This window comes from Dysosmobacter segnis, from assembly GCF_014297285.1.
Lineage (GTDB): Bacteria > Bacillota > Clostridia > Oscillospirales > Oscillospiraceae > Oscillibacter > Oscillibacter segnis.
In genome coordinates this window covers 33,370-55,198 of the sequence record NZ_JACOQI010000013.1, presented here as the reverse complement: position 1 = coordinate 55,198, position 21,829 = coordinate 33,370, and the positions used below count along the sequence as shown (strand labels likewise).

The window sequence follows — 21,829 nt, the reverse complement described above, 5'->3', positions numbered from 1 at the left end:
ATGGACCTCCATACGGCGAACGTTTTTAATATTCACTTTGCTTCTTCCGTGCAGACCTTGACGCCGGCGATGGCCATGGCGAAGGTGAACCAGAAAATGACCAGCACGCGGGGATAGTTCCACAAGAAATCCGCCAGACCGCAGACCATCGCGCCGCACATGGCAGACGCAGCGGCGGCTGCTACCGTCCTCCCCACGGAGGGACCGCTATGCCGGACCGCTCGGGCGGCGTTTTTGATATTCCACAGCATGGAACCCACAAAACCGGTGACGCCCAGCAGGCCCATCTGGATCCAGACTTCTAAATAGAAATTGTGGGAGTGGACAAAGGGAGCCTTGTCATGATACAGGTTGAACTCCCGGATGTATGTCTGGGTGGCGGCGGTGCCGAGGCCCGCTCCGGTGAGGGGGGAACGGCGGATGACCTCAATGGCCGCCTTGTAAAGAGAGACCCGGCTGGAGGTGGAGGAGTCCGCCGTATTGGTAATGGTGTGGATGCGGTTCAGCACCGTGGTGGGCAGGAAGGGCACCGCCAGTACGCACAGCAGGATAAAGGCTGGGATCAGCTTCGGCTTCCAGAAAAATACAAATACCGCCATGGAAACGGCCAGCCCCACCCAGCTTGCCCGGGAATAGGTCATGGCCATGGCCATGCCGCCCACGCAGAAGATACCGGCGCAGATGACTTTCCACTGCCAGCGCTTTGCCGTAAGGAACAGGGCCAGCACCAGCGGCAGCAGCAGCAAAAGCACCTGTGCGAAGGTGTTTGGATTGTCGAAAATGGAAAAGACCCGCCCCGGCATACCGGCGTTGACCTTCAGATCCACATAGGAAGGATTTACCTTCACGCCCTGAATCCGCTGGACAATACCGTAAGCGCCTGTTGCGCCCACACAGACCGCCGCCCCGGCACACAGCCGCTTCAGGTCCTCCCCATTCCGCACGGCACTGACGGTGATGACCACCAGCAGCGCTGCCGACACATGGTAGATCAAAAACCGGGCGGACAGCCCCGGCGCATAGGAGAAGGTCACGGCCAGCGTCACCGCAGCCAGCATCAGCGCCGGATAGAAGCCGATCCGGGCCACATCCAGACGGCGGCCCGTCCGCATAGCCCCGGCGTAAAACAGCAGCAGCAGCAAAACGCCGGTCATAAAGCTATATGCGTTGTTCCAGCGCTCGTAGGGGATGCACCACAGCGCCGCGATGCACCAGAACTGGGCAATGGAGGCACTGTCTCCCATGTCAAAGGCCAGTCGTGCGAAAAAGCTGTCCTCAAAGGTCAGGTTCCACGCCTTGTACCAGGCGTGAAGCAGCGTCCCTGGCAGGTTCACCAGAGCGCTGAGCACCCGGCACAGGAAGCTGTCCCGCCAAGACCGGGCCGCAATCCCTTCCCGGCACAGCGGCCGCAGGATGCGGCTCTCCTCGATCTGCCCGTTGCACCAACGGCCCGCCGCCGCCAGAAAATGGTGGAGGGTACTGTCCTCATAGACATCGCAAAGCCAGACCCATATCTGATAGGTCAGGCTGGTTTGCCAAAGTGTCATAGTTGCTCCTTACATATGATTTTTCAGGCGGTACAGCGCCGTCAGCGTACCGAACCGGCCGCTGCCGATGAGATCCGCCACGATCTGCTTATTGCGGCCCAAGCCCTTGGGGCGTAGTTCCCGGATGGCTTTCGCAAACTCCGGCTGGGCGCAGAGGGCTTCCACGGCCTTCCGCTTTTCCCGGACGGGCTTCGGATTGCTCTTCACATACTCGTTGCCCACGGCAATCAGCAGCCCTGCCCACACTGTGTTGGCCCGCCACTGAGGCCGGGCGGCGTCAAGGCCGTATTTCTCCACGATCTCCGCCTTTCGCTCCAAAAACCGGGCGAATACCGCCGGATAGTCCCGCATATAGCGGTGGGTGGCGGAGGCGGGGTTTTCCAGATAGCGGTACAGGGGCTTGTCCGTCACCGCGAGACGGTGCACATTGGCGAAATATTCCATCAGGAACAGTTCATCCTCCAGATAGGCCCCCTCAAAGGTAATGGCGTTGTCCCGGAGGATGGCGGCGTCAAAGAGGAAACGCCAGATGAAGCCGTTGAACACCGGCGGTTGAAGCCGGTCCCCCGCCAGAGGCCAGAGGATCTTTTCCCGGATGCCGGTCTCTTCATAGATTCCTGCCGGCAGCAACAGTTCTGTCCGCTGTTCCCCGTCAGGCGTCACGTTGTAGTGGGCACAGCCGGCGCTGTCTGCCCCGGCCTTTTCCCGCAGATACCACAAGGTCTCCAACGCCGCCGGCTCAAAGGCGTCATCGGCGTCCAAAAAGGCAATGTACGGCCCCGTGGCCTGCTCCAATCCCAGATTCCGGGCGGTGGACACGCCGCCGTTGGGCTTGTGGAACACGCGGATACGAGGGTCCTTAGCGGCGTAGCCGTCGCACAGAGTCGGAGAGCCGTCCCGGCTGCCATCGTCAATCAGCAGCAGTTCCCAGTCGGAAAAGGTCTGGGCCAAAACGCTCTCTACGCACTGGGGCAGCAGCGCTTCCGCCTGATAGACCGGTACGATCACAGAAATAGCGGGCATAAGCCACCTCCTTTCCTTCATACAAGGTGATTATAGCATAGGCACTATCGTTGGTCAATAAAAGGAGCGGGGCACAAATTTTCCTCCCGGCGTTGCTTTTGCCGCCCATGTCTGCTACACTATGGCTGAAAACAGTCATCGAAATTGCAGTTGTTTTGCGCCCTAATGGAGGCCGGCGCTGCCGCCGGCCCCCTATCTGAAAAGCGGCGGCGCCAGACCCGGGGGCGGACACTGCGGGGCGTATCAACGGGGACGCTCATGCCGCTTGTGCCATCCTATGCATCCCCGCCGCCGTCTGCCACGAAGCATGTCCCACATCTCCGGCCCATCTGCCGGAAATTTAGAGAAAAGAGGTCATCTCCATGATTAAAATTTCTCCGTCTATCCTCTCCGCCGATTTTGCGAATTTGGAGAGAGACATTCACCGCATTGCCGACGCCGATTACGTCCATGTAGACGTGATGGACGGCGTGTTCGTGCCCAATATCTCCATCGGCATCCCGGTGCTGAAGTCTATCCGGAAGGTCACGGATATGTTCCTGGATGTTCACCTGATGATCACGCAGCCGGTGCGGTACGTGGAGGAATTCTGCGATGCCGGCGCCGATCTGGTAACGGTCCATGTGGAGGCGGATTTCCCGGAAAACATTCAGGCCGCCATCGACAAGATCCACGCCAAGGGCAAGAAGGCGGGCATCGTTCTGAAGCCCAAGACCACCTGGGAGGCAGTCCTGCCCTATATCGATCAGGTGGAGCTGATTCTGGTCATGACCGTGGAGCCCGGCTTCGGCGGTCAGAAATTCATGGCGGACCAGATGCCCAAGGTGGCCGCCATCCGCAAGCTCATCAATGAGCGGAACCCCGCCTGCGAACTGGAGGTAGACGGCGGCGTGGCCCCCGACACCTGCCAGACCTGCATCGACGCTGGTGCCAACGTGCTGGTGGCGGGCAGCGCCGTCTACAAGGCGGAGGACATCCCTGCCCGTATCAAGGAACTCCGGGGGAAATGAGCGTATGAGTCATTGGAATAATCTGCCTCAGCTCAGGCTGGGCGTGTATCCTACGCCCTTTTACCGGCTGGAAAATATCAGCCGGATCTACAACAAGAGCATCTGGATCAAGCGGGATGACCTGTGCGGCGTCGCTTTGGGCGGCAACAAGGTCCGCAAGCTGGAATATCTGCTGGCGGACGCCCAGAAGCAGGGCTGCGACACCGTGTTCACCACCGGCGGGGCCCAGTCCAATCATGCCATGCTCACCGCCGCCTGCGCCGCCCGGCTGGGGATGCGCTGTGTCCTGATCCTGAAAAAGCGGGGTGTCACGGACCGCAAGGGCAATCTGGTGCTGGACGATATTTTCGGCGCGCAGGTGGAATTTATGGACACCGACAGCTATGAGGACATCTACGCCGAGATGCGTGAGCGCTGCGAGGTGTTGGCCAGTCAGGGACACAAGGGCTATATCATCCCCGTGGGCGGCTCCACAGCACTGGGCTCCATCGGCTACGCCGAGTGCGTCCGGGAACTGGCGGAGCAGGCCAAGGAGGTCGGAATCGAGATCAGCCATGTGGCCTCCGCCACTGGCTCCGGCGGCACCACCGCCGGTCTGGTGCTGGGTACCTCCCTGTTTCTCCCGCAGGCCAAGGCCACAGGTCTGGGCGTGGATACCGACCCCTTTGAGGAAATCGTATCCGAATTGGTGAAAGAAGCCGCCGGGCTGGTGGGCCAGCCCGTCCCCACAGACATGGACAGCCGTTTCCGGATGATCTACCATGTGGGCGCCGGCTACGCCATCCCCAACGCCGAGGACACCCCCTACATCGAGGAACTGGCCCGGCAGGAGGGTATCCTGCTGGACCCCGTTTACACCGGCAAGGCTTGGGCCAAATTCCTGATGCTGGTGAAGGAGGGCTACTTCGACGGGCAGGAGCACATCGCCTTCGTCCACACCGGCGGCGCGGCGGCCCTGTTCGCCATGGATCTTGGATAATAGGAGGGGAACAGGTTCCCCTCCTAACCACCCCATCACCCCGCCGCGCGCACTCGCTTGCGTGGGACACTCGCACACTTGCGGGGTGCAGAGTATCCTTCGTCAGGCACATGTCCTGACGAAGGATGGATTTAAATGATTTTCTGCCGTCCATGGCGCGTAAGGCGTAGTATTTTTGTCAGGCACATGTCCCGACGAAGACTGATCCAAATTTTCAACACCGTATACCATATCAATCTCCGCAGGGCAGGGTGGAAGGCTCTGCCCTGCGGATCGTGAAGGAGCATGACCCATGGAGTATTTTCCCGCGCCGCTGGAGGCGCTGGTCGAACAATTTGCCCGTCTGCCGGGGATCGGGGGAAAGACCGCCCAGCGGCTGGCCTTTCATGTACTGAGCCTGCCGGAGGAGGACGCTCAGGCGTTTGCGGACGCCATCGTTACCGCCAAGCGCACCGTCACCTACTGCCCCGTATGCCGCAATTTTACCGCCGGGGGGCTGTGCCCCATCTGTTCCTCTCCCAAGAGGGATAACTCTGTGATCTGCGTGGTGGCGGACCCACGGGACGTGGCGGCCATGGAGCGGGGCCGGGAGTTCAACGGCAAATACCATGTGCTCCACGGCGTCATCAGTCCCATGAACCACGTCGGTCCCGATGACATCGCCATCAAGCCACTGCTGGAGCGGGTGGCTCAGGGCGGTGTGGAGGAGGTCATCATGGCCACCAACCCGGACACGGAGGGGGAGGCTACCGCCATGTATATCGCCCGGCTTTTGAAGCCCTTTGAGGTCAAGGTGACCCGGTTGGCCTATGGCATCCCCGTGGGCGGCCATCTGGAATTTGCCGATGATGCGACCCTGGCCCGGGCCTTGGAGGGCCGAAGGGAGCTTTGATTTTCTGCCTTCTGTGATTTCGCCGGGAATTGCAGTCGCTTTAAACCGATAAAATTGTGTACTTTTTTCGTCGCCCTTTGTTGACAGGGGTCTGCGGGTGTGTTACATTGTAACCATCTTGGAAAGCCTTATGAGATCAGGAGAGATACCTACTATGACTTCTGTTATGTTCTTCACCTATTACTACTTTACTATGCACGCATAGTAAGGGTAATTTGTGTTGCAATCAAAAGGGCCCCCCAAGCCGATTTTTGCGCCGCACAGGTTACGCCTGTGGGGCGTTTTTTCATTCATCACTTATCATCAAAAACAATTTATAGGAGGAAACCGTTATGATCGTTGCGTTGAAGCCGGGTGTTACCCAGGAAAGCCGTGAACAGCTGATGGATTGGCTCCAGAATCTGGGCCTGCACATCCATGTGTCCGAGGGCGAGTACCAGACCATTCTGGGACTGGTGGGCGACACCACCAAGGTGGATATGGACCTGGTAGCCAGTCTCGACATTGTGGATTCCGTAAAGCGGGTCACAGAGCCGTTCAAGTGCTGCAACCGCAAATTTCACCCGGAGGATACCGTGGTGCAGGTGGGCGATGTGAAGATCGGCGGCGGAAACTTCTGCGTCATGGCCGGTCCCTGCTCCGTGGAATCTGAGGAGCAGATCGTGGCGGTGGCCAAGGCGGTGAAGGCCTCCGGGGCCAATATGCTCCGGGGCGGTGCCTTCAAGCCCCGCACCTCTCCCTATGACTTCGCCGGCCTGAAGGCCGAAGGTCTGGAACTGCTGAAGATCGCCCGGCAGGAGACCGGTCTGCCCATTGTCACCGAGATCATGAGCGTGGTGGACCTGCCCCTCTTTGAGGATGTGGATGTATTGCAGGTAGGCGCACGGAATATGCAGAATTTCGACCTTTTGCGGGAGCTGGGCAAGCTCCGCAAGCCTATCCTCCTCAAGCGTGGCCTTGCCAACACCCTGAAGGAACTGCTGATGAGTGCCGAGTACATCATGGCCAGCGGCAATGAACAGGTCATCCTCTGCGAGCGGGGCATCCGCACCTTTGACGATTACACCCGCAATACCCTGGACCTGGCGGCGGTCCCCATGCTCCACGAGCTGACCCACCTGCCGGTCATCGTGGACCCCAGCCACGCCACCGGCATCAACCGGCTGGTGGCCCCCATGGCTATGTCCGCCACCGCCTGCAATGCCGACGGCCTCATCATTGAGGTCCACAACGATCCCATCCACGCCCTGTGCGACGGTGCGCAGTCTCTGCGGCCTGAGCAGTTTGACGTTCTGATGGGCAAGATCCGCGAGATCCGGAAGGTCGTGACGGCATGACCGTCGGGATCGTGGGCCTGGGGCTGATCGGCGGCTCCTTTGCCAAGGCCTACCACGAGGCAGGCCATAGGGTCCTGGCCTTTGATACGGATCAGTCCGTTTTCGACTTTGCCGTTCTTTCCGGCGCGGTGGACGGTCTTTTATCGGAGGAAAGTCTTTCCTCCTGCGACCTGATCCTGATCGCCGTCTATCCCTCCGCCGCTGTAGACTATCTGCGGCAGCACGGCGCGCATATCGGCCCGAAGCCGGTGGTCATCGACTGCTGCGGCACAAAGCGGCTGGTCTGCGACGCCTGTTTCCCGCTGGCGAAGGAATACGGCTTCACCTATCTGGGCGGGCATCCCATGGCGGGCACCCACAATTCCGGCTTCAAGTATGCCACGCCCACCATGTTCCACAACGCTCCTATGGTGCTGGTCCCGGCGGATCACAATGACATCGACCTGCTGAGTCGGGTCAAGGAGCTGCTGGCTCCTGCGGGCTTTGGCCGGTTTTCCATTACCACGGCGGAACAGCATGACGAGATGATCGCCTTTACCTCCCAGCTGGCCCATGTGGTGTCCAACGCCTATATCAAAAGCCCCACGGCGGGACTGCACAAGGGCTTCTCCGCCGGCAGCTACAAGGATATGACCCGTGTAGCGTGGCTGGCCCCGGAAATGTGGGCGGAGCTGTTTCTGGAAAACAAGGACTTTCTCATGGCGGAGCTGGATACCCTGATGGCAAACCTGCGCCAGTATCAGGACGCCATGGTACATAACGATCTCCCCGGCCTTGTCCGTCTGCTGGACGAGGGCCGGAAACGAAAAGAGGAGGTGGATGGCCGTTGACCACCATCCATATCGCGGCCTCCCGCGAGTATGACGTTGTCATTGAGCCGGGTCTGCTGACCCGGCTGGGGACCATGGCAGCGGAACTGGGCCTTGGCCGCCGGGCCGCCGTGATCTCTGACGACGCGGTGTTCGCCCTTTACGGCGCTGCCGCCGAAAAAGCTCTGACAGACGCCGGATTTCAAGTGGATCATTTCCTGTTCCCGCACGGGGAACAGCAGAAAAATCTTTCCACCTACGGACAGGTTTTGAATTTCCTCTGCGACCGCCGCTTCACCCGCAGCGATTTCCTCGTGGCATTAGGCGGCGGCGTGGTGGGGGATCTGGCAGGCTTTGCCGCCGCCACCTATCAGCGGGGAGTTCCCTATATTCAGGTACCCACCACGCTGCTGTCCATGGTGGATTCCTCCGTGGGCGGTAAGACCGCCGTGGATCTGGAGCACGGCAAAAATCAGGCGGGCTGCTTCTATCAGCCCTCTCTGGTGCTGTGCGACCCATCCCTGCTGAATACGCTGCCGGAGCGGGAATACCGGGCCGGGTGCGCCGAGATCATCAAATACGCCATGCTTTACAGTGAGGACTTTCTCCGGGAGCTGGAGGAAACCCCGGTGCTGGAGCAGTTCGAGCGGGTGATCTCCGTGTGTGTTGGTATGAAGCGGGACGTGGTCCGGGGTGATGAATTTGACAAGGGCCAGCGGGCACTGCTGAATCTGGGCCACACCGTAGGCCACGCCGTAGAATCTTGCAGCGGCTTCACCCTGCTCCACGGGGAGGGGGTCGCCATCGGTATGGCCATCATCACCCGGGCCGCCGTGGAAAAGGGACTTTGCACCCCGGAGACGCTGCCCCGGCTGCTGGCCGCTTTGGAGCGGTATGGCCTCCCCACAGAGACCGACTATCCCCTGACTGATATTCTGGCGGCGGCAGAGGCCGACAAAAAGCGCACGGACGATGTGACCAAGTTCATCGTACCGGAGCGGGTGGGCCATTGCCGTGTGGAGCCGGTCCCGGCCGACGAGGTGGCCGGGTGGCTGAAGGCGGGAGGTCTGCGATGATCGAAATTCTTCAGCCCGGTTTCCGTACCGGAGCCGTTCACATCCCCGCCTCCAAATCTCAGGCCCACCGGTTGCTGATCTGCGCCGCTCTGAGCCAAAATGAGACGGTGATCCGCTGTCGGGGCATTTCCAGAGACATTGCCGCCACCGCGGACTGTCTCAACGCCCTGGGCGCTGAGATCTGGCTTCGGGGTGAGGACCTGACGGTGCGGCCCATCACCCAGAAGCCCCAGGGGACCCGTCATCTGCACTGTCAAGAAAGCGGTTCCACCCTACGGTTTCTCCTGCCGCTGACCGGCGTTTTGGAAGCAGACGCCGTGTTCCACATGGAAGGGCGGCTGCCGCAGCGCCCCTTGCATCCGCTGGATCAGGTCCTGACGGATCACGGCATGACCATCCGCCAGAACCACGACCTGCTCTACTGCGGGGGACGGCTCCGCCCCGGCGAGTTTTCTCTGCCGGGGGATGTGTCCTCCCAATACATTTCCGGTTTACTGATGGCTCTGCCCCTGTTGAATGAAGGCAGCGCCCTCACCGTTACCGGCGGACTGGAATCCGCCGCTTATGTCACTATGACGGAGGACACCCTCCGCCGGGGCGGCGTCTCTCTGCGGAAAACCGGGGGGACGTGGCACATTCCCGGCGGACAGCGCCTTCGTTTCCCGGACCGTCTCACCGCCGAAGGAGACTGGTCCAATGCCGCCTTCTTCCTGTGTATGGGCGCCTTATCCCCGGAGGGCGTCACTGTTCACGGACTGAATCTGGCCTCCTCTCAGGGGGACCGGGCCGTTTTGAACATTCTGGCCGCCATGGGTGCGCGTGTTTCCACGGAGAACGGCTCCGTGACGGTTCGTCGGGGAGAATTGAAGGGCGTGGCCATCGACGCCGGCCCCATCCCCGACCTGATCCCGGTGCTGTGCGTCACTGCTGCCGGGGCGGAGGGGGATACCCAGATCTTCAACGCTGGACGGCTCCGTTTGAAGGAATCCGACCGGCTCCGCACCACGGCTCAATTGCTGACAGCTCTGGGCGGCAGTGTGGAGGAACAGCCCAACGGCCTTTTGATCCACGGCACGGGCCGTCTGCGGGGCGGCATTGCCGATTCCTGCGGCGATCATCGGATCGCCATGTCCGCCGCCGTGGCAGCCTGTCTGTGCGAAAGCCCGGTCACTGTGCAGGGCATGGCCTGCGTTTCCAAGTCCTACCCCCATTTCTGGGAAGATTTTGACGCGTTGAAAGGAGGGGGCCTGTGAGCCGGTACGGAGAATTTCTGCATCTGACCATCTTTGGCCAGTCCCATGCCCCGGCTATCGGCATGACCTTGGAAGGACTGCCTGCCGGAGAGTCTATCGACATGGAGGCCCTTCAGACGTTTTTGGACCGCCGTGCCCCCGGCCGCAACGATTGGTCCACCCCTCGGAAGGAGGCGGACCAGCCGGAATTTCTTTCCGGTCTGGTGGGGAACGTCACCTGCGGCGCGCCGCTTACCGCCATCATCCGCAACACCAACACCCGCTCCGGGGACTATGACGGCCTTTCCGTGGTGCCCCGCCCCGGCCACGCGGACTATACCGCCGGAGTGAAGTACGGCGGTCACGCAGATTTCGCCGGGGGCGGCGCGTTTTCCGGGCGGCTGACAGCCCCCCTGTGCATCGCCGGTGGCATCTGCCTGCAATTGCTGAAAAAGCAGGGCATTGAAGTCATCAGCCGCATCGCCTCCATCGGCTCGGTGGAAGATGTCACTCCTCTGACCGTTTCCACGGCAGACAAGCCATTCCCGGTGGTAGATGACGCCGTAGGGGAGACCATGCGGGCAGAGATCGCCGCCGCCAAGGCGGAGGGTGACTCCGTTGGCGGCATCGTGGAATGTGCTGTGCTGGGTCTGCCCGCGGGACTGGGCGGACCGCTGTTTGACGGCATGGAGGGCCGTATTTCCTCCATCGTCTTCGGCATCCCCGCTGTGAAGGGCATCGAGTTCGGCATCGGCTTCGGAGCCGTCCGGCTCCGGGGCAGCGAGAATAACGACCCCTTTGTGGTGGAAAACGGCACGGTTAGGACCACCACCAATCACTGCGGCGGCATTTTGGGCGGCATCACCAACGGGATGCCCCTGACCTTCCGGGCAGCGTTCAAGCCTACGCCGTCCATTGCCAAGGAGCAGCAAAGCGTGAATTTGAACACCCTGACCCCGGAAATTCTCCGGGTCCGGGGCCGTCATGACCCTTGCATCGTGCCAAGGGCCGTTCCCTGTATCGAAGCCGCGGCGGCCATCGCCGTATATGACGCCCTGTTGGGCCAGTCTTAAAAGGGAGGAATCTCTATGGAACTCAGTGATTATCGTGCCCGGATCGACCAGATCGACCGCCAACTGGTAGAGTTGTTTGCCCAGCGGATGAACACCGCCGCCGGCATCGCCGCCTACAAGAAGGAGCACGGCCTGCCGGTGCTGGACCCTGTCCGGGAGCGGGAAAAGCTGCTGGATGTAGCGGCACAGGCCCCGGAGGATATGCGGGATTACACCGCCTCTCTCTACACCATGCTGTTTGAACTGAGCCGCTGCTATCAGGGACGGCTGCTGGGGAGCACATCCCCGCTGACCACGGAAATTCAGACCGCCATTGACCAGACGCCAAACCTGTTTCCCTCCAACGTGTCCGTTGCCTGTCAGGGTGTGGCGGGGGCCTATTCCCAGCTGGCCTGCGACAAGCTGTTCAAGCTGCCTCACATCATGTACTTCGCTTCCTTTGAGGCGGTGTTTGCCGCTATCGAAAGGGGATTGTGCCGCTACGGTGTGCTGCCGCTGGAAAACAGCACCGCCGGCAGCGTCAATGCCATTTACGATCTGATGATGAAGCACGATTTCCGCATCGTCCGCAGTGTGCGGCTGAAGGTGGACCACAATCTGCTGGTGAAGCCCGGCACCAAGCGGAGCGACATCACGGAGATCTACTCCCACCAGCAGGCCTTGAGCCAGTGCGAGCAGTATCTGCAGGCCTTCCCCGGTGTGAAGATCATCCCCTGTGAAAATACCGCCGTAGCCGCCCAGAAGGTGGCGGAGGGGGACGGCCACGCCGCCGCCCTGTCCTCCCGCTCCTGCATGAAGCTGTACGGGCTGGAATGCTTAGAGGCCGGTGTGCAGGATCAGGGCAGCAACTTCACCCGGTTCATCTGCATCTCCAAGAATCTGGAGATCTACCCCGGTGCGGACCGCACCAGCCTCATGGCGGTGCTGCCTCACGAGCCCGGCTCCCTGTGCCGGGTGCTCTCCCGGTTCTACGCCCTGGGCCTGAACCTGAACAAGCTGGAAAGCCGCCCCATGCCGGAGCGGAATTTTGAATTCATGTTCTACTTTGATCTGGAAACGCCGGTATACGCCCCGGAATTTTTGCAGCTCATGGGCGAGTTGCCCTCTCTGTGCGAGGAATTTTCCTATCTGGGCAGTTACAGCGAGGTGGTCTGATGCTGCGGTGCGGACTGCTGGGGGAAACGCTGGGCCACAGCTATTCCCCCATGATCCATCACGAGTTAGGGGAGTATGACTACCGGCTCTTTGAGGTCTCCAAGGAGGACTTGGATGCCTTTCTGTGCTCCGACCGCTGGGACGGCCTGAACGTCACCATCCCCTACAAGAAGGCGGTGGTGTCCTACTGTGCAGAGCTGTCCGAGGCGGCGGAAAGACTGCAAAGCGTCAACACCCTCATCCACCGTCCTGACGGCACGCTGTACGGCGACAACACGGACCTGTTCGGCTTTCTTTATATGGTCCGCCGCAGCGGCATCGACCCCGCCGGGAAAAAGGCGCTGGTACTGGGCAGCGGCGGGGCCTCCGTCACGGTGAAGGCCGCGCTGGAGCAGCTGGGCGCTGACGTTACCGTCATTTCCCGCAGCGGTCCGGACGATTATGACCATCTGGATCGACACGCCGACGCCCAGATCATCGCCAACACCACCCCGGTGGGAATGTATCCCCATAACGGTGCGGCGGCAGTGGATCTGCGACGTTTTCCCCGCTGCGAGGGGGTGCTGGACATCGTCTATAACCCGGCACGGACCGCTCTGCTATTACAGGCAGAAGAGTTGGGGATTCCCCATGCAGGCGGACTTTCCATGCTGGTGGCTCAGGCCAAGCGCTCCAGCGAGCAGTTCACCGGCACGGTGATCGGCGATGAAGCCTTGGAGCGGGTGGAGCGCACCGTGAACCACCGACTGCGGAACATCATTCTCATCGGAATGCCCGGCAGCGGCAAATCCGCCGTGGCCGCCGCTCTGGGCAAAGCGCTGGGCCGGGAGGTGGTGGAAGCTGACGAATTGATCTCCCAAAGGGCCGGAATGTCCATCCCGGAGATCTTCGCCCGGTCCGGGGAGGAAACATTCCGGAAACTGGAAACAGAGGTTCTGGCGGAGCAGGGCAAGCGTTCCGGCATCATCCTCTCCACCGGCGGCGGCTGCGTCACCCGCCCGGAAAACTACCCGCTACTGCATCAAAACGGCACCATTTTCCGTCTGACCCGCGACCTTGCCAAGCTGCCAACGGAGGGCCGTCCCATTTCCCAAGCCACGGACCTCGCTCAGCTTTGCGCCCGCCGGGAGCCGCTGTACCGCCGCTTTGCCGACGGGACGGTGTCCAATGACGGGGCGCTGGAGGTCACGGTACAAACCATTAAGGAGGCGCTGCTATGAAGCTTCTGGTCATCAACGGGCCCAATCTGAATCTGCTGGGCCTGCGGGAGCCTGCCATCTACGGCAGCCAGAATTATGAGTCCCTGTTGGCCCTCATCCGCACCGCTTGCGATGCCGAGGGCATCGAGGTCGGTTTCGTCCAGTCCAACCACGAGGGGACCATTGTGGACGCCATCCAGGCGGCCTACGGCGTCTATGACGGCATCGTCATCAACCCCGCCGCCTACACTCACACCAGCATAGCCATTCTGGATGCACTGAAGGCCGTGGCCATCCCTGCCGTGGAGGTCCACATCTCCGATGTGGACAGCCGGGAACCGTTTCGTCAGGTCTCCTACGCCGGCATGGCCTGCGTCAAAACCTATAAAGGTCTGGGGTTCCAGGGCTATGTGGAGGCAGTGAAATTTTTGAAAGACTATCTCAGCAAGTGAGCAAGCGCGCCTCCTTTCGGGAGGCGCGTTTTTCTGCTTTCCGGGGTGCTTTACAACCCGTTGAAAATCCAGTATGATAAGGAAAAGCCGTAAATCACCAAGGGAGGTTCTCATGGATACACTGCTGCGTCAAATTCCAAAGGTAGACGACCTGCTCCGCCTGCCCGCCCTGAACACACTGGCGGCGGAGGTGGGTGCCGCCGCCGTGACGGAGGCGGTTCGCCGGACGCTGGACCGGCTCCGCGCCGATATTCTGGTGGGAACCGTCACAGAGCTGCCCTCCACGGAGGCCCTCTGCGCTCAAATCAGCGCGTCGTGTCGGGCATCCCGCCTGCCCTCCCTCCGGGGCGTTATCAATGCCACCGGGATCGTTCTGCACACCAATCTGGGCCGGGCCTGCCTGAGTGATCGCGCGTTAGCGGCAGCGAGAGGGGTCTCTCAGGGCTACTCCACCTTGGAATATGACCTGACAGCGGGGGAACGGGGGCAGCGGTACGCCCATGTAGAGCCGCTTTTGTGCCGCCTTACCGGGGCGGAGGCCGCCATGGTGGTAAACAACAACGCAGCGGCGGTGCTGCTGATCCTCTCCGCCCTCACCGCCGGAGGAGAAGTCATTACCTCCCGTGGAGAGCTGGTGGAGATCGGCGGCTCCTTCCGGATGCCGGATGTGATGGCCGCCTGCGGCGCGGTGCTCCGGGAGGTTGGTTCCACCAACAAGACCCGCCTTTCCGACTACGCCAACGCCATCAGCGAGCAGACCCGCGCCCTTTTGAAAGTCCACACCAGCAATTACCGCATCGTGGGCTTTACGGAGAGCGTGTCCCCCGCCGCCTTAGCGGAGCTTGGCCGCTCCCGCAGCATTCCGGTCATTGAGGACTTGGGCAGCGGCTGTCTTGTAGATCTGGCACCCTTGGGCCTCCGGGATGAGCCGACGGTTCAAGCGTCCGTAAAGGCCGGAGTGGATGTATTATCCTTCTCCGGGGACAAGCTGCTGGGTGGTCCTCAAGCGGGGATCATCGTGGGCAAGCGGCACTATATCGACCTTTTGAAGCGTCACCCTCTGGCCCGCGCCCTGCGGGTGGACAAGCTGACGTTGGCCGCCTTGGAAGCAACTCTGCAAGCATATGCGGACGGCACCGCCCTTCAGGAGATCCCGGTGCTCTCCATGCTGGCCCAAACACCGGAGGAACTGCACCAGCAGGCAGAGTCGCTCTGCCGCCGCATGGGAGGGATTGGCGTGACCGCCGAGGTGGTTTCCACGGAAAACCCGGTGGGAGGCGGGGCAGTCCCCACCCAGACGCTGCCCTCCTTCGCCGTGGCTGTCGTCCCAAGGGACAGCGCCGCCGCACTGGAAGCGCAGCTGCGGCAGCGGCCAGTCCCCATCATCGTCCGTATCGCCCATGACCGGTGTCTGCTGGATATGCGGACTTTGTTCCCAGCGGATCTTGACGAGATCCTTCAGGCTTTTCGGGAGACCGCTTCATGAAACACGTCATCATCGGCACGGCGGGCCATGTAGATCACGGCAAAACCGTTCTGGTCAAGGCGCTCACCGGTACCGATACGGACCGTCTGGCGGAGGAAAAGCGCCGGGGCATTACCATCGAGCCGGGGTTTGCCAGACTGGACTGGCCGGACGGCACGCAAGCAGGGATCGTGGATGTGCCGGGCCACGAAAAATTCATCAAAAATATGCTGGCCGGGGCGGGGGGCATTGATCTTGCCATGCTGGTCATCGCCGCGGACGAAGGCGTTATGCCCCAGACCGTAGAGCATCTGGATATTCTGTCTCTCTTGGGTGTCCAAGGCGGCTTGGTGGTGTTGACCAAGGCGGAATTGGTAGATGATGACTGGTTGGAATTTGTTCGGAGACAGGCGTTGGAGCTGACCGAGGGCACCTTTTTAGAGGGTGCGCCCATTCTGTCAGTCTCCGCCGTCACCGGTCAGGGAATCCCGGAACTGCGGGACGCCCTGTACCGCTTGGTACAGGAGGCGCGGGAAAAAAGCGCGCTGGCACCCTTCCGGCTTCCCATTGACCGGGTCTTTTCCGTGGACGGCTTCGGCACCGTAGTCACCGGCACCCTTACAGAGGGGGCTGTCCGGGTGGGGGACGCAGTGGAGCTGGTTCCCTCCGGGCTGCAAAGCCGGGTGCGGACCTTGCAGGTCCACAGCGAAAGCGTGGACGCCGCCTACGCCGGTCAGCGGGCGGCCCTCAACTTGACAAATCTGCAAAAAACAGAGGTCCACCGGGGGGACGCGGCGGTAAGACCCGGCAGCGCCCGGCCTTCCCGGATGCTGGATGTGCGGCTCCGGTGTCTGAGAAGCGCCAAACGCACGGTTTTGAACGGCTCCCAGATCCATCTGTACCACGGGACCTCCGTTCATTTGGCAAAGGCGGTGTTGCTGGACCGGGACGAGCTGCGCCCCGGAGAAAGCTGCCTTGCCCAGCTGCGGCTGACGGAGCCGATGGCCGTCAAACAGGGGGATCGGTTTGTCATTCGATTCTACTCTCCGGTGGAGACCATCGGCGGCGGCAAGGTGCTGGACCCCCGGCCCCTTCGCCACAAACGGCATGACCCGGTGGTGCTGGACAACCTAATTCTCCGGGAACAGGGCTCCGGCAGTCAACGGCTGCTGCAAGCTGCGGAGGAATTCGGTGTTTCACTGCCGGATAGCAGCCAGTTAGCGGAGCGTTCCGGTCTGGACACTGGTGCTGCTGTATCCTTGCTGGCAGACCTGCTGAATCAGGGAAAGCTGGCGGAGCCGCTGCCGGGCCGCTACGCGGCGGCCTCGGCGTTGGACGCTCTCTGGGACCGCTGCCGGGAATTGCTGTCCGCCTACCACCAAAAGCACCCCCTTCACGCCGGGATGCCCGCCGCTGAGCTGCGGCAAAAGCTGTTCCGGCAGATCACTCCCGCTGAGGGCGATGCGCTTTTGGAGGTTTTTCGGGCGGAGGGGCGGATGAAACGCGCCGAAAACCATTGGGCGCTGGCAGAGTTTTCCATTCGGCTCACCAAGCGGCAGACCGCCCTCCGGGACGCGCTGTTGGAGCGTTTCCTCCGGGGTGGCCCGGAGCCGGACACCGTCGAAGCGGTGCTGGACAGTATTCCTCCGGAGCGCCGGGAGGAGGCTCGTCAGGTGCTGGAAAGCCTGCTCACCGGCGGAGAGCTGGTACGGCTGTCACCGGAGCTGTGCTGGCACCGGGAGGTGTTCCAAAAGGGGCTGGATATCTTGCGGACGCTGTGTGCTGACCACGGCACTGTCACGCTGGCAGAGGTCCGGGACGCTTTAGACACCACCCGGAAATACGCTTTGCTGTTTTTAGAAGCCTGCGACCGACGGCAGATCACGGTTCGAGAGGGCGACTGCCGCCGCCTGAAGCTCAAATTTCATGACTGACATACCGCCGGAGCGTTGCTCCGCTTCGGCGGTGGTCAGCATCAAAGAAAACATGGGAGCAGATAGGTGCTGGTGTGCCTCCCGGTCTTCAAAACCGGTGCGGACGGCGAACAGCCGCCTGGATGAGTTCGATCCTCATATGCCCCCGCCAAAAGCAACCCGCCGTATGGAATCCATACGGCGGGTTGCTTTATTGTTTACGCCGTTTCCGGCCGAATCAGTTAAAAAAGCGGTGGGCTGAGCCCACCGCTTTTTAATAAGCTTTTTAATCCTGGACCTTGTCGAATACATCCGTAATGCTCTTGTCAGGCGCGGGGGTAGCCAGAGAGACCACCACCAGCACGATGCAGTTGACGATGAAAGCAGGCATCAGCTCATAGATGTCCCAGATGCCGCCCAGAGGCCGGACGCAGAACTTCCATGCGAAGATCATCAGACCGCCGGCCACCAGACCTGCCAGCACACCCTGACGGTTGCTGCGTCTCCAGAAAAGAGCGAACAGCACGGCGGGGCCAAAGGTTGCGCCGAAACCGGCCCATGCGAAGGAGACGATCTTGAACACGTTGCTGTTGGGGTCCGCCGCCAGGAAGATGGCGATAAACGCGATCACCACCACCGTCAAACGGGCGGCCAGCATATTCTGCTTGGAAGTCAGCTTGACGCCGAACACATCCTGCAATACGTTTTCAGAAAACGCGGAGGCCGCCGCCAAAAGCTGAGAGTCCGCCGTGGACATGGTAGCCGCCAGAATACCTGCCAGAATACAGCCGGCCACAATGGCAGGCAGCAGACCGTAAGAGGAAAGCAGGTCAGACAGCCGGACAATGACCGTCTCCGTGGCGCTGCCCTCCAGCATGGGGATGCGGCCCACACTGGACACGGCATGGCCCACGATGCCAATAAACACGGCCACGGCCATGGAGATCACCACCCAGATGGAGGCGATCCGGCGGGAGATTTTCAGCTCATCCTCGTGGCGGATGGCCATAAAGCGCACCAGAATGTGGGGCATGCCGAAGTAGCCAAGGCCCCAGGCCAGCATGGAAACAATGCGGATCAGCCCGTAAGGCTCCGCCTGGCCGGAGGCGGCGTTATAGGTCTGACCAAAGCTCAGAAAACCGGGAAGGCTGCTGGCATGAGCCAGAACAGCATCCATACCGCCGGCCTGCACAATGCCGAACACCACGATGACGCACAGGGCGACGGTCATAATCACAGACTGGATCAGGTCCATAGTGGCGACAGCACTGAAGCCGCCCACGGAGGTATAGCTGATGATGACAATGGCGCCCACGATCACAGAAAGCATGTAATTCCAGCCGAACAGGCTGTTGAACAGCTTGCCGATCGCCGCCAGACCGGAGGCCACATAGGGCACGAAGAACACCAGAATGATGAGAGAGGCGATACCCATAATGATGGGCTTTTTCTCCCCGTAGCGCTTGGAGATAAAGCTGGGGATGGTGATGGCGTCCAACTCCACGCTGTAACGCCGCAGGCGGCGGGCCACCAGCAGGAAATTCAGATAGGTGCCGATAGCGAGGCCGATGGCGGTCCAGCTGGCGTCCGCCACGCCGCTGAGATAGGCGAGGCCGGGGATACCCATGAGCAGGTAGCTGCTCATATCGCTGGCCTCCGCGCTCATGGCCGTGACCAGGGGGCCCATGCCCCGGCCGCCGAGGTAAAAGCCTTCAGCGCTCTTCTTGCTTCGTTTACCGATCATCACGCCGGTGAAAATCACCAGACAGAGATACAAAATGATCGTTGTCATGATCGCGATCTGTGCGGATGTCATACAATACTCTCTCCTTTAACACTTCAATGCTTGGTATCATACCACAACGCAAACAAGAATGAAATACAGAACGCCGTATAGAATCAATTCTATACGGCGTTTCTTATAATATCAGATTTTTCTTTATATTTCAACAGTTTTATACTGTACAGAAAGATGGAATACTTGAAAAACAAAAAATAAGATTTATTCTCCGACTCGGAAACTCTCCAAAAACAGGGGCGTCATCTTCTCCGCGTAGGCCACCAGAGAGTAGTCCCCGCCGCACAGGCACCAGTCGTAAAGCTGTGCCCGTTCCCACATGGCGAAGGCCCGGACGATCTCCTCCTGAGCCAGACCGGGGCGGAATTCGCCCCGCTCCGCACCCTGACGGACGATCTTTTTCAGCAAGCGGAAGTAGACCCGGCTCCGGTCCAGCAGGTGCTTTTCTCCCCGCGCCAGCAATTGGGTGGACAGCAGACGGGTCAGCAGGTCGATGGACACGCTGGACTCGATCATCACATACAGCTCATGGTTGATATAGGCCAGCGTCTCGATGGCACCCTTCTCCGGGTCCAGCGTGGGCATCAGATCCTCGTATTTTTCGTCGAACACATAGGCCAAGGTGCCCATCAGGGCGTCCTTGCCGTCAAAATAATGGTAGAAAGAGCCTTTGGAGGTGCCGGATTCAAAAACGATATCCTCTACTGTGGTGCCGTCATATCCCTGCTCATAAAAGAGCTTCCAAGCGGCGGAGATGATCCGTCCCCGGGTATTGCGGCTGTTTCGTTTTGCCATGACGTTGTCCTCCCTGCAATGTAGCTGTGAAAATTTTACAATGAAACCCTTCAAAAAGCAAGGGGCGGGGCCGGAACGGTCCGCTTTTGGGCAGATGTTTACACTTTACCCATTGAACCCGGCGGTTCCACACCGTATAATGGAGAAAAGCGAACGATCACCGGGAGAACCCTCCCGCAGCCATATTTGAAAGGAGAATTCTATGGAAACCATGCTGAACGTCACCGTGAACGGCACGATACACCAGTATCCCTACGGAACCACTTACCGCGCCATCGCCGCGGAATTTCAGGAGAACTATCCCCACCAGATCCTGCTGGTAAACCGGGACGGCAAGCTCCGGGAGCTGCAAAAGACCGTAAAGCGGAACTGCTCCCTCTCCATGGTCACCGCCGCCGACAAGCCGGGCCGCCAGACCTATGAGCGCAGCGCCATTCTCCTGATGCTCAAGGCATTTTATGACGTGGTAGGCCGGGAGCAGATGGAACACGTCCGGGTGGAATTTTCCCTGAGCAATGCTCTGTTCTGCCGGGCCAGAGGCAGCTTCACGTTGGATAACACCCTGCTGCACCGGATCGAGGACCGGATGCGGGAGCTGGTCCGTCAGGTCCTGCCCATTGAAAAGCAGTCTGTGGATATCGAAGACGCCGCGGCCTTTTTGACAGAAAACGGCATGGAGGATAAGGCCCGGCTCCTGAAATACCGCATCAGCTCCCGGGTCAATCTTTACACGTTGGACGGCTTCACTGACTATTTCTACGGCTACATGGTACCGGACACCGGTTATCTTCAGTGGTTTGCTCTGGAGCTGTTTGAGGATGGCTTCATCCTCCGCCTGCCGTCGCTGGAGGAACCGGAGCAGGTGGGTAAGTTCACGCCCTCTATGAAGGTGTTTCAGGCCATGCATGACGCCGAGGATCGCTCCGCCGCCATGTATATCTCCAACGTAGGGGAGATGGATGACATGATTGCTGAAGGCAACGCCACCCAGTTGATTTTGGCCCACGAAGCCCTGATGGAAAAGCGAGTGGGTGACATTGCCGAGGAGATCGCACGGCGGAAGGACGTCCGCTTCGTGATGATCGCCGGTCCCTCCTCCTCTGGCAAAACCACCTTCTCTCACCGGCTATCCACCCAGCTGATGGCCTGCGGCCTGCAGCCCCATCCCATCGCCACAGACAACTACTTCCGCAACCGGGAGGACACCCCCAGAGATGCCAACGGCCAGTACGATTTTGAGGGACTGGGCGCTATGGACGTGGAGCAGTTCAACAGCGATATGAGCCGTCTGCTGAAGGGCGAAACGGTGGATATGCCCACCTTCAACTTCAAAAAGGGCGTCCGGGAATACAACGGTGAAAAGCTGACGCTGGGAGACGGCGACGTACTGGTGATCGAGGGCATCCACTGCCTGAACGACGAATTTTCCCACTCTCTGCCTAAGGAGAGCAAGTACAAAATTTACATCAGCTGCCTGACCACCCTGAATATCGACGATCACAACCGTATTCCCACCACCGATGCCCGGCTCCTCCGCCGCATCGAGCGGGACGCCCGGACCCGGGGCTACGGTGCTCAGGCCACCATCAAAATGTGGCCCTCCGTCCGCCGGGGCGAGGAACAGAACATCTTCCCCTATCAGGACAGCGCCGATACGGTGTTCAACTCCTCCCTCATTTACGAAACCGCCCTGCTGAAGCCCTATGTGCAGCCGCTGCTGTTCGGTGTGCCCCGGGGCAGCGACGAATATCTGGAAGCCAAACGTCTCTTGAAGTTCTTGGACTATTTCCTGCCAGTCCCGGCAGATGACGTACCCCAGACCTCCCTGATGCGGGAATTTGTAGGCGGCGGCATTTACAAGACGTGATCTCCATTTGCAGACAATTTCATCCGATCTATCTGATCCCCGGCGGACACACTCTGTGTCCGCCGGGTTTTTCTGCTGGAAACCCGGATTTTTTTAAATTTCCTCTTGACAATGGAAATGCGCCGCCGTATACTCCCATTAACCTACTTGATTGGTTATATTTATTCGCTCAGAAAAGAGGATTTCCATGAACCGTATGACACCAGG

General features: G+C 60.3%; 18 protein-coding genes and 1 tRNA gene. 15 read left to right on the top strand and 4 right to left on the bottom strand.

Going from position 1 to position 21,829, the window contains the following annotated elements; genetic code table 11:
• Positions 1 to 32: 32 nt before the first annotated feature.
• Together H8Z83_RS12710 and H8Z83_RS12705 are read right to left on the bottom strand one after the other, a co-directional pair.
• Entirely contained in the window at positions 33 to 1,547 is a 1,515-nt protein-coding gene (locus tag H8Z83_RS12710) for an O-antigen ligase family protein (protein WP_187015393.1), read from the bottom strand.
• Between the two features lie 9 nt (positions 1,548 to 1,556).
• Positions 1,557 to 2,570 carry a glycosyltransferase gene (locus H8Z83_RS12705; protein ID WP_187015392.1) on the bottom strand — a complete coding sequence of 338 codons (1,014 nt, stop codon included), beginning with the start codon at positions 2,568 to 2,570 and terminating at the stop codon, positions 1,557 to 1,559.
• A gap of 362 nt (positions 2,571 to 2,932) precedes the next feature.
• Between H8Z83_RS12705 and rpe the strand changes: the two genes are divergently transcribed.
• From rpe to H8Z83_RS12635, 14 genes are all read left to right on the top strand, one after another.
• Entirely contained in the window at positions 2,933 to 3,580 is a 648-nt protein-coding gene (gene rpe, locus H8Z83_RS12700) for a ribulose-phosphate 3-epimerase (RefSeq protein WP_187015391.1), read from the top strand.
• Positions 3,581 to 3,584: 4 nt separating this feature from the next.
• Positions 3,585 to 4,559, top strand: a complete 975-nt coding sequence (locus H8Z83_RS12695) for a 1-aminocyclopropane-1-carboxylate deaminase/D-cysteine desulfhydrase (protein WP_187015390.1) — start codon at positions 3,585 to 3,587, stop codon at positions 4,557 to 4,559.
• Between the two features lie 292 nt (positions 4,560 to 4,851).
• Complete coding sequence (gene recR, locus H8Z83_RS12690) at positions 4,852 to 5,451, top strand: recombination mediator RecR (RefSeq protein ID WP_187015389.1); 600 nt, start codon at positions 4,852 to 4,854, stop codon at positions 5,449 to 5,451.
• 332 nt (positions 5,452 to 5,783) lie between these two features.
• Positions 5,784 to 6,788, top strand: a complete 1,005-nt coding sequence (aroF, locus tag H8Z83_RS12685) for a 3-deoxy-7-phosphoheptulonate synthase (protein WP_187015388.1) — start codon at positions 5,784 to 5,786, stop codon at positions 6,786 to 6,788.
• The gene (locus H8Z83_RS12680; protein WP_187015387.1) at positions 6,785 to 7,618 is read left to right on the top strand and encodes a prephenate dehydrogenase; all 834 of its coding nucleotides are present in this window, start codon (positions 6,785 to 6,787) and stop codon (positions 7,616 to 7,618) included. Before aroF ends, H8Z83_RS12680 begins: the two co-directional genes overlap by 4 nt.
• Positions 7,615 to 8,673, top strand: a complete 1,059-nt coding sequence (aroB, locus tag H8Z83_RS12675; protein WP_187015386.1) for a 3-dehydroquinate synthase — start codon at positions 7,615 to 7,617, stop codon at positions 8,671 to 8,673. The genes H8Z83_RS12680 and aroB overlap by 4 nt, the downstream gene beginning before the upstream one ends.
• Positions 8,670 to 9,926, top strand: a complete 1,257-nt coding sequence (gene aroA, locus H8Z83_RS12670; RefSeq protein WP_187015385.1) for a 3-phosphoshikimate 1-carboxyvinyltransferase — start codon at positions 8,670 to 8,672, stop codon at positions 9,924 to 9,926. The genes aroB and aroA overlap by 4 nt, the downstream gene beginning before the upstream one ends.
• Positions 9,923 to 10,978: a chorismate synthase gene (gene aroC / locus H8Z83_RS12665; protein ID WP_366464253.1), complete on the top strand. Its 1,056-nt coding sequence runs from the start codon at positions 9,923 to 9,925 to the stop codon at positions 10,976 to 10,978. The genes aroA and aroC overlap by 4 nt, the downstream gene beginning before the upstream one ends.
• Before the next feature lie 15 nt (positions 10,979 to 10,993).
• The gene (locus H8Z83_RS12660; RefSeq protein WP_187015384.1) at positions 10,994 to 12,133 is read left to right on the top strand and encodes a bifunctional chorismate mutase/prephenate dehydratase; all 1,140 of its coding nucleotides are present in this window, start codon (positions 10,994 to 10,996) and stop codon (positions 12,131 to 12,133) included.
• Complete coding sequence (locus tag H8Z83_RS12655; protein ID WP_187015383.1) at positions 12,133 to 13,353, top strand: shikimate kinase; 1,221 nt, start codon at positions 12,133 to 12,135, stop codon at positions 13,351 to 13,353. Before H8Z83_RS12660 ends, H8Z83_RS12655 begins: the two co-directional genes overlap by 1 nt.
• Positions 13,350 to 13,784: a type II 3-dehydroquinate dehydratase gene (gene aroQ, locus H8Z83_RS12650; RefSeq protein ID WP_187015382.1), complete on the top strand. Its 435-nt coding sequence runs from the start codon at positions 13,350 to 13,352 to the stop codon at positions 13,782 to 13,784. Before H8Z83_RS12655 ends, aroQ begins: the two co-directional genes overlap by 4 nt.
• 112 nt (positions 13,785 to 13,896) lie before the next feature.
• On the top strand, positions 13,897 to 15,270 hold the full coding sequence (gene selA / locus H8Z83_RS12645) for an L-seryl-tRNA(Sec) selenium transferase (protein ID WP_243184998.1): 1,374 nt from the start codon (positions 13,897 to 13,899) through the stop codon (positions 15,268 to 15,270).
• A complete protein-coding gene (gene selB / locus H8Z83_RS12640) occupies positions 15,267 to 17,183 on the top strand; it encodes a selenocysteine-specific translation elongation factor (protein WP_187015380.1) in 1,917 nt (638 codons plus the stop codon). The genes selA and selB overlap by 4 nt, the downstream gene beginning before the upstream one ends.
• 54 nt (positions 17,184 to 17,237) lie before the next feature.
• A tRNA-Sec gene (locus H8Z83_RS12635) sits at positions 17,238 to 17,334 on the top strand.
• Positions 17,335 to 17,448: 114 nt separating this feature from the next.
• Here H8Z83_RS12635 and H8Z83_RS12630 read toward each other — a convergent pair.
• Complete coding sequence (locus H8Z83_RS12630; RefSeq protein WP_187015379.1) at positions 17,449 to 18,978, bottom strand: sodium/proline symporter; 1,530 nt, start codon at positions 18,976 to 18,978, stop codon at positions 17,449 to 17,451.
• Between the two features lie 186 nt (positions 18,979 to 19,164).
• Positions 19,165 to 19,755: a TetR/AcrR family transcriptional regulator gene (locus H8Z83_RS12625; RefSeq protein WP_187015378.1), complete on the bottom strand. Its 591-nt coding sequence runs from the start codon at positions 19,753 to 19,755 to the stop codon at positions 19,165 to 19,167.
• A gap of 202 nt (positions 19,756 to 19,957) precedes the next feature.
• Between H8Z83_RS12625 and H8Z83_RS12620 the strand changes: the two genes are divergently transcribed.
• Entirely contained in the window at positions 19,958 to 21,622 is a 1,665-nt protein-coding gene (locus H8Z83_RS12620) for a nucleoside kinase (RefSeq protein ID WP_366464248.1), read from the top strand.
• Positions 21,623 to 21,829: the final 207 nt, after the last annotated feature.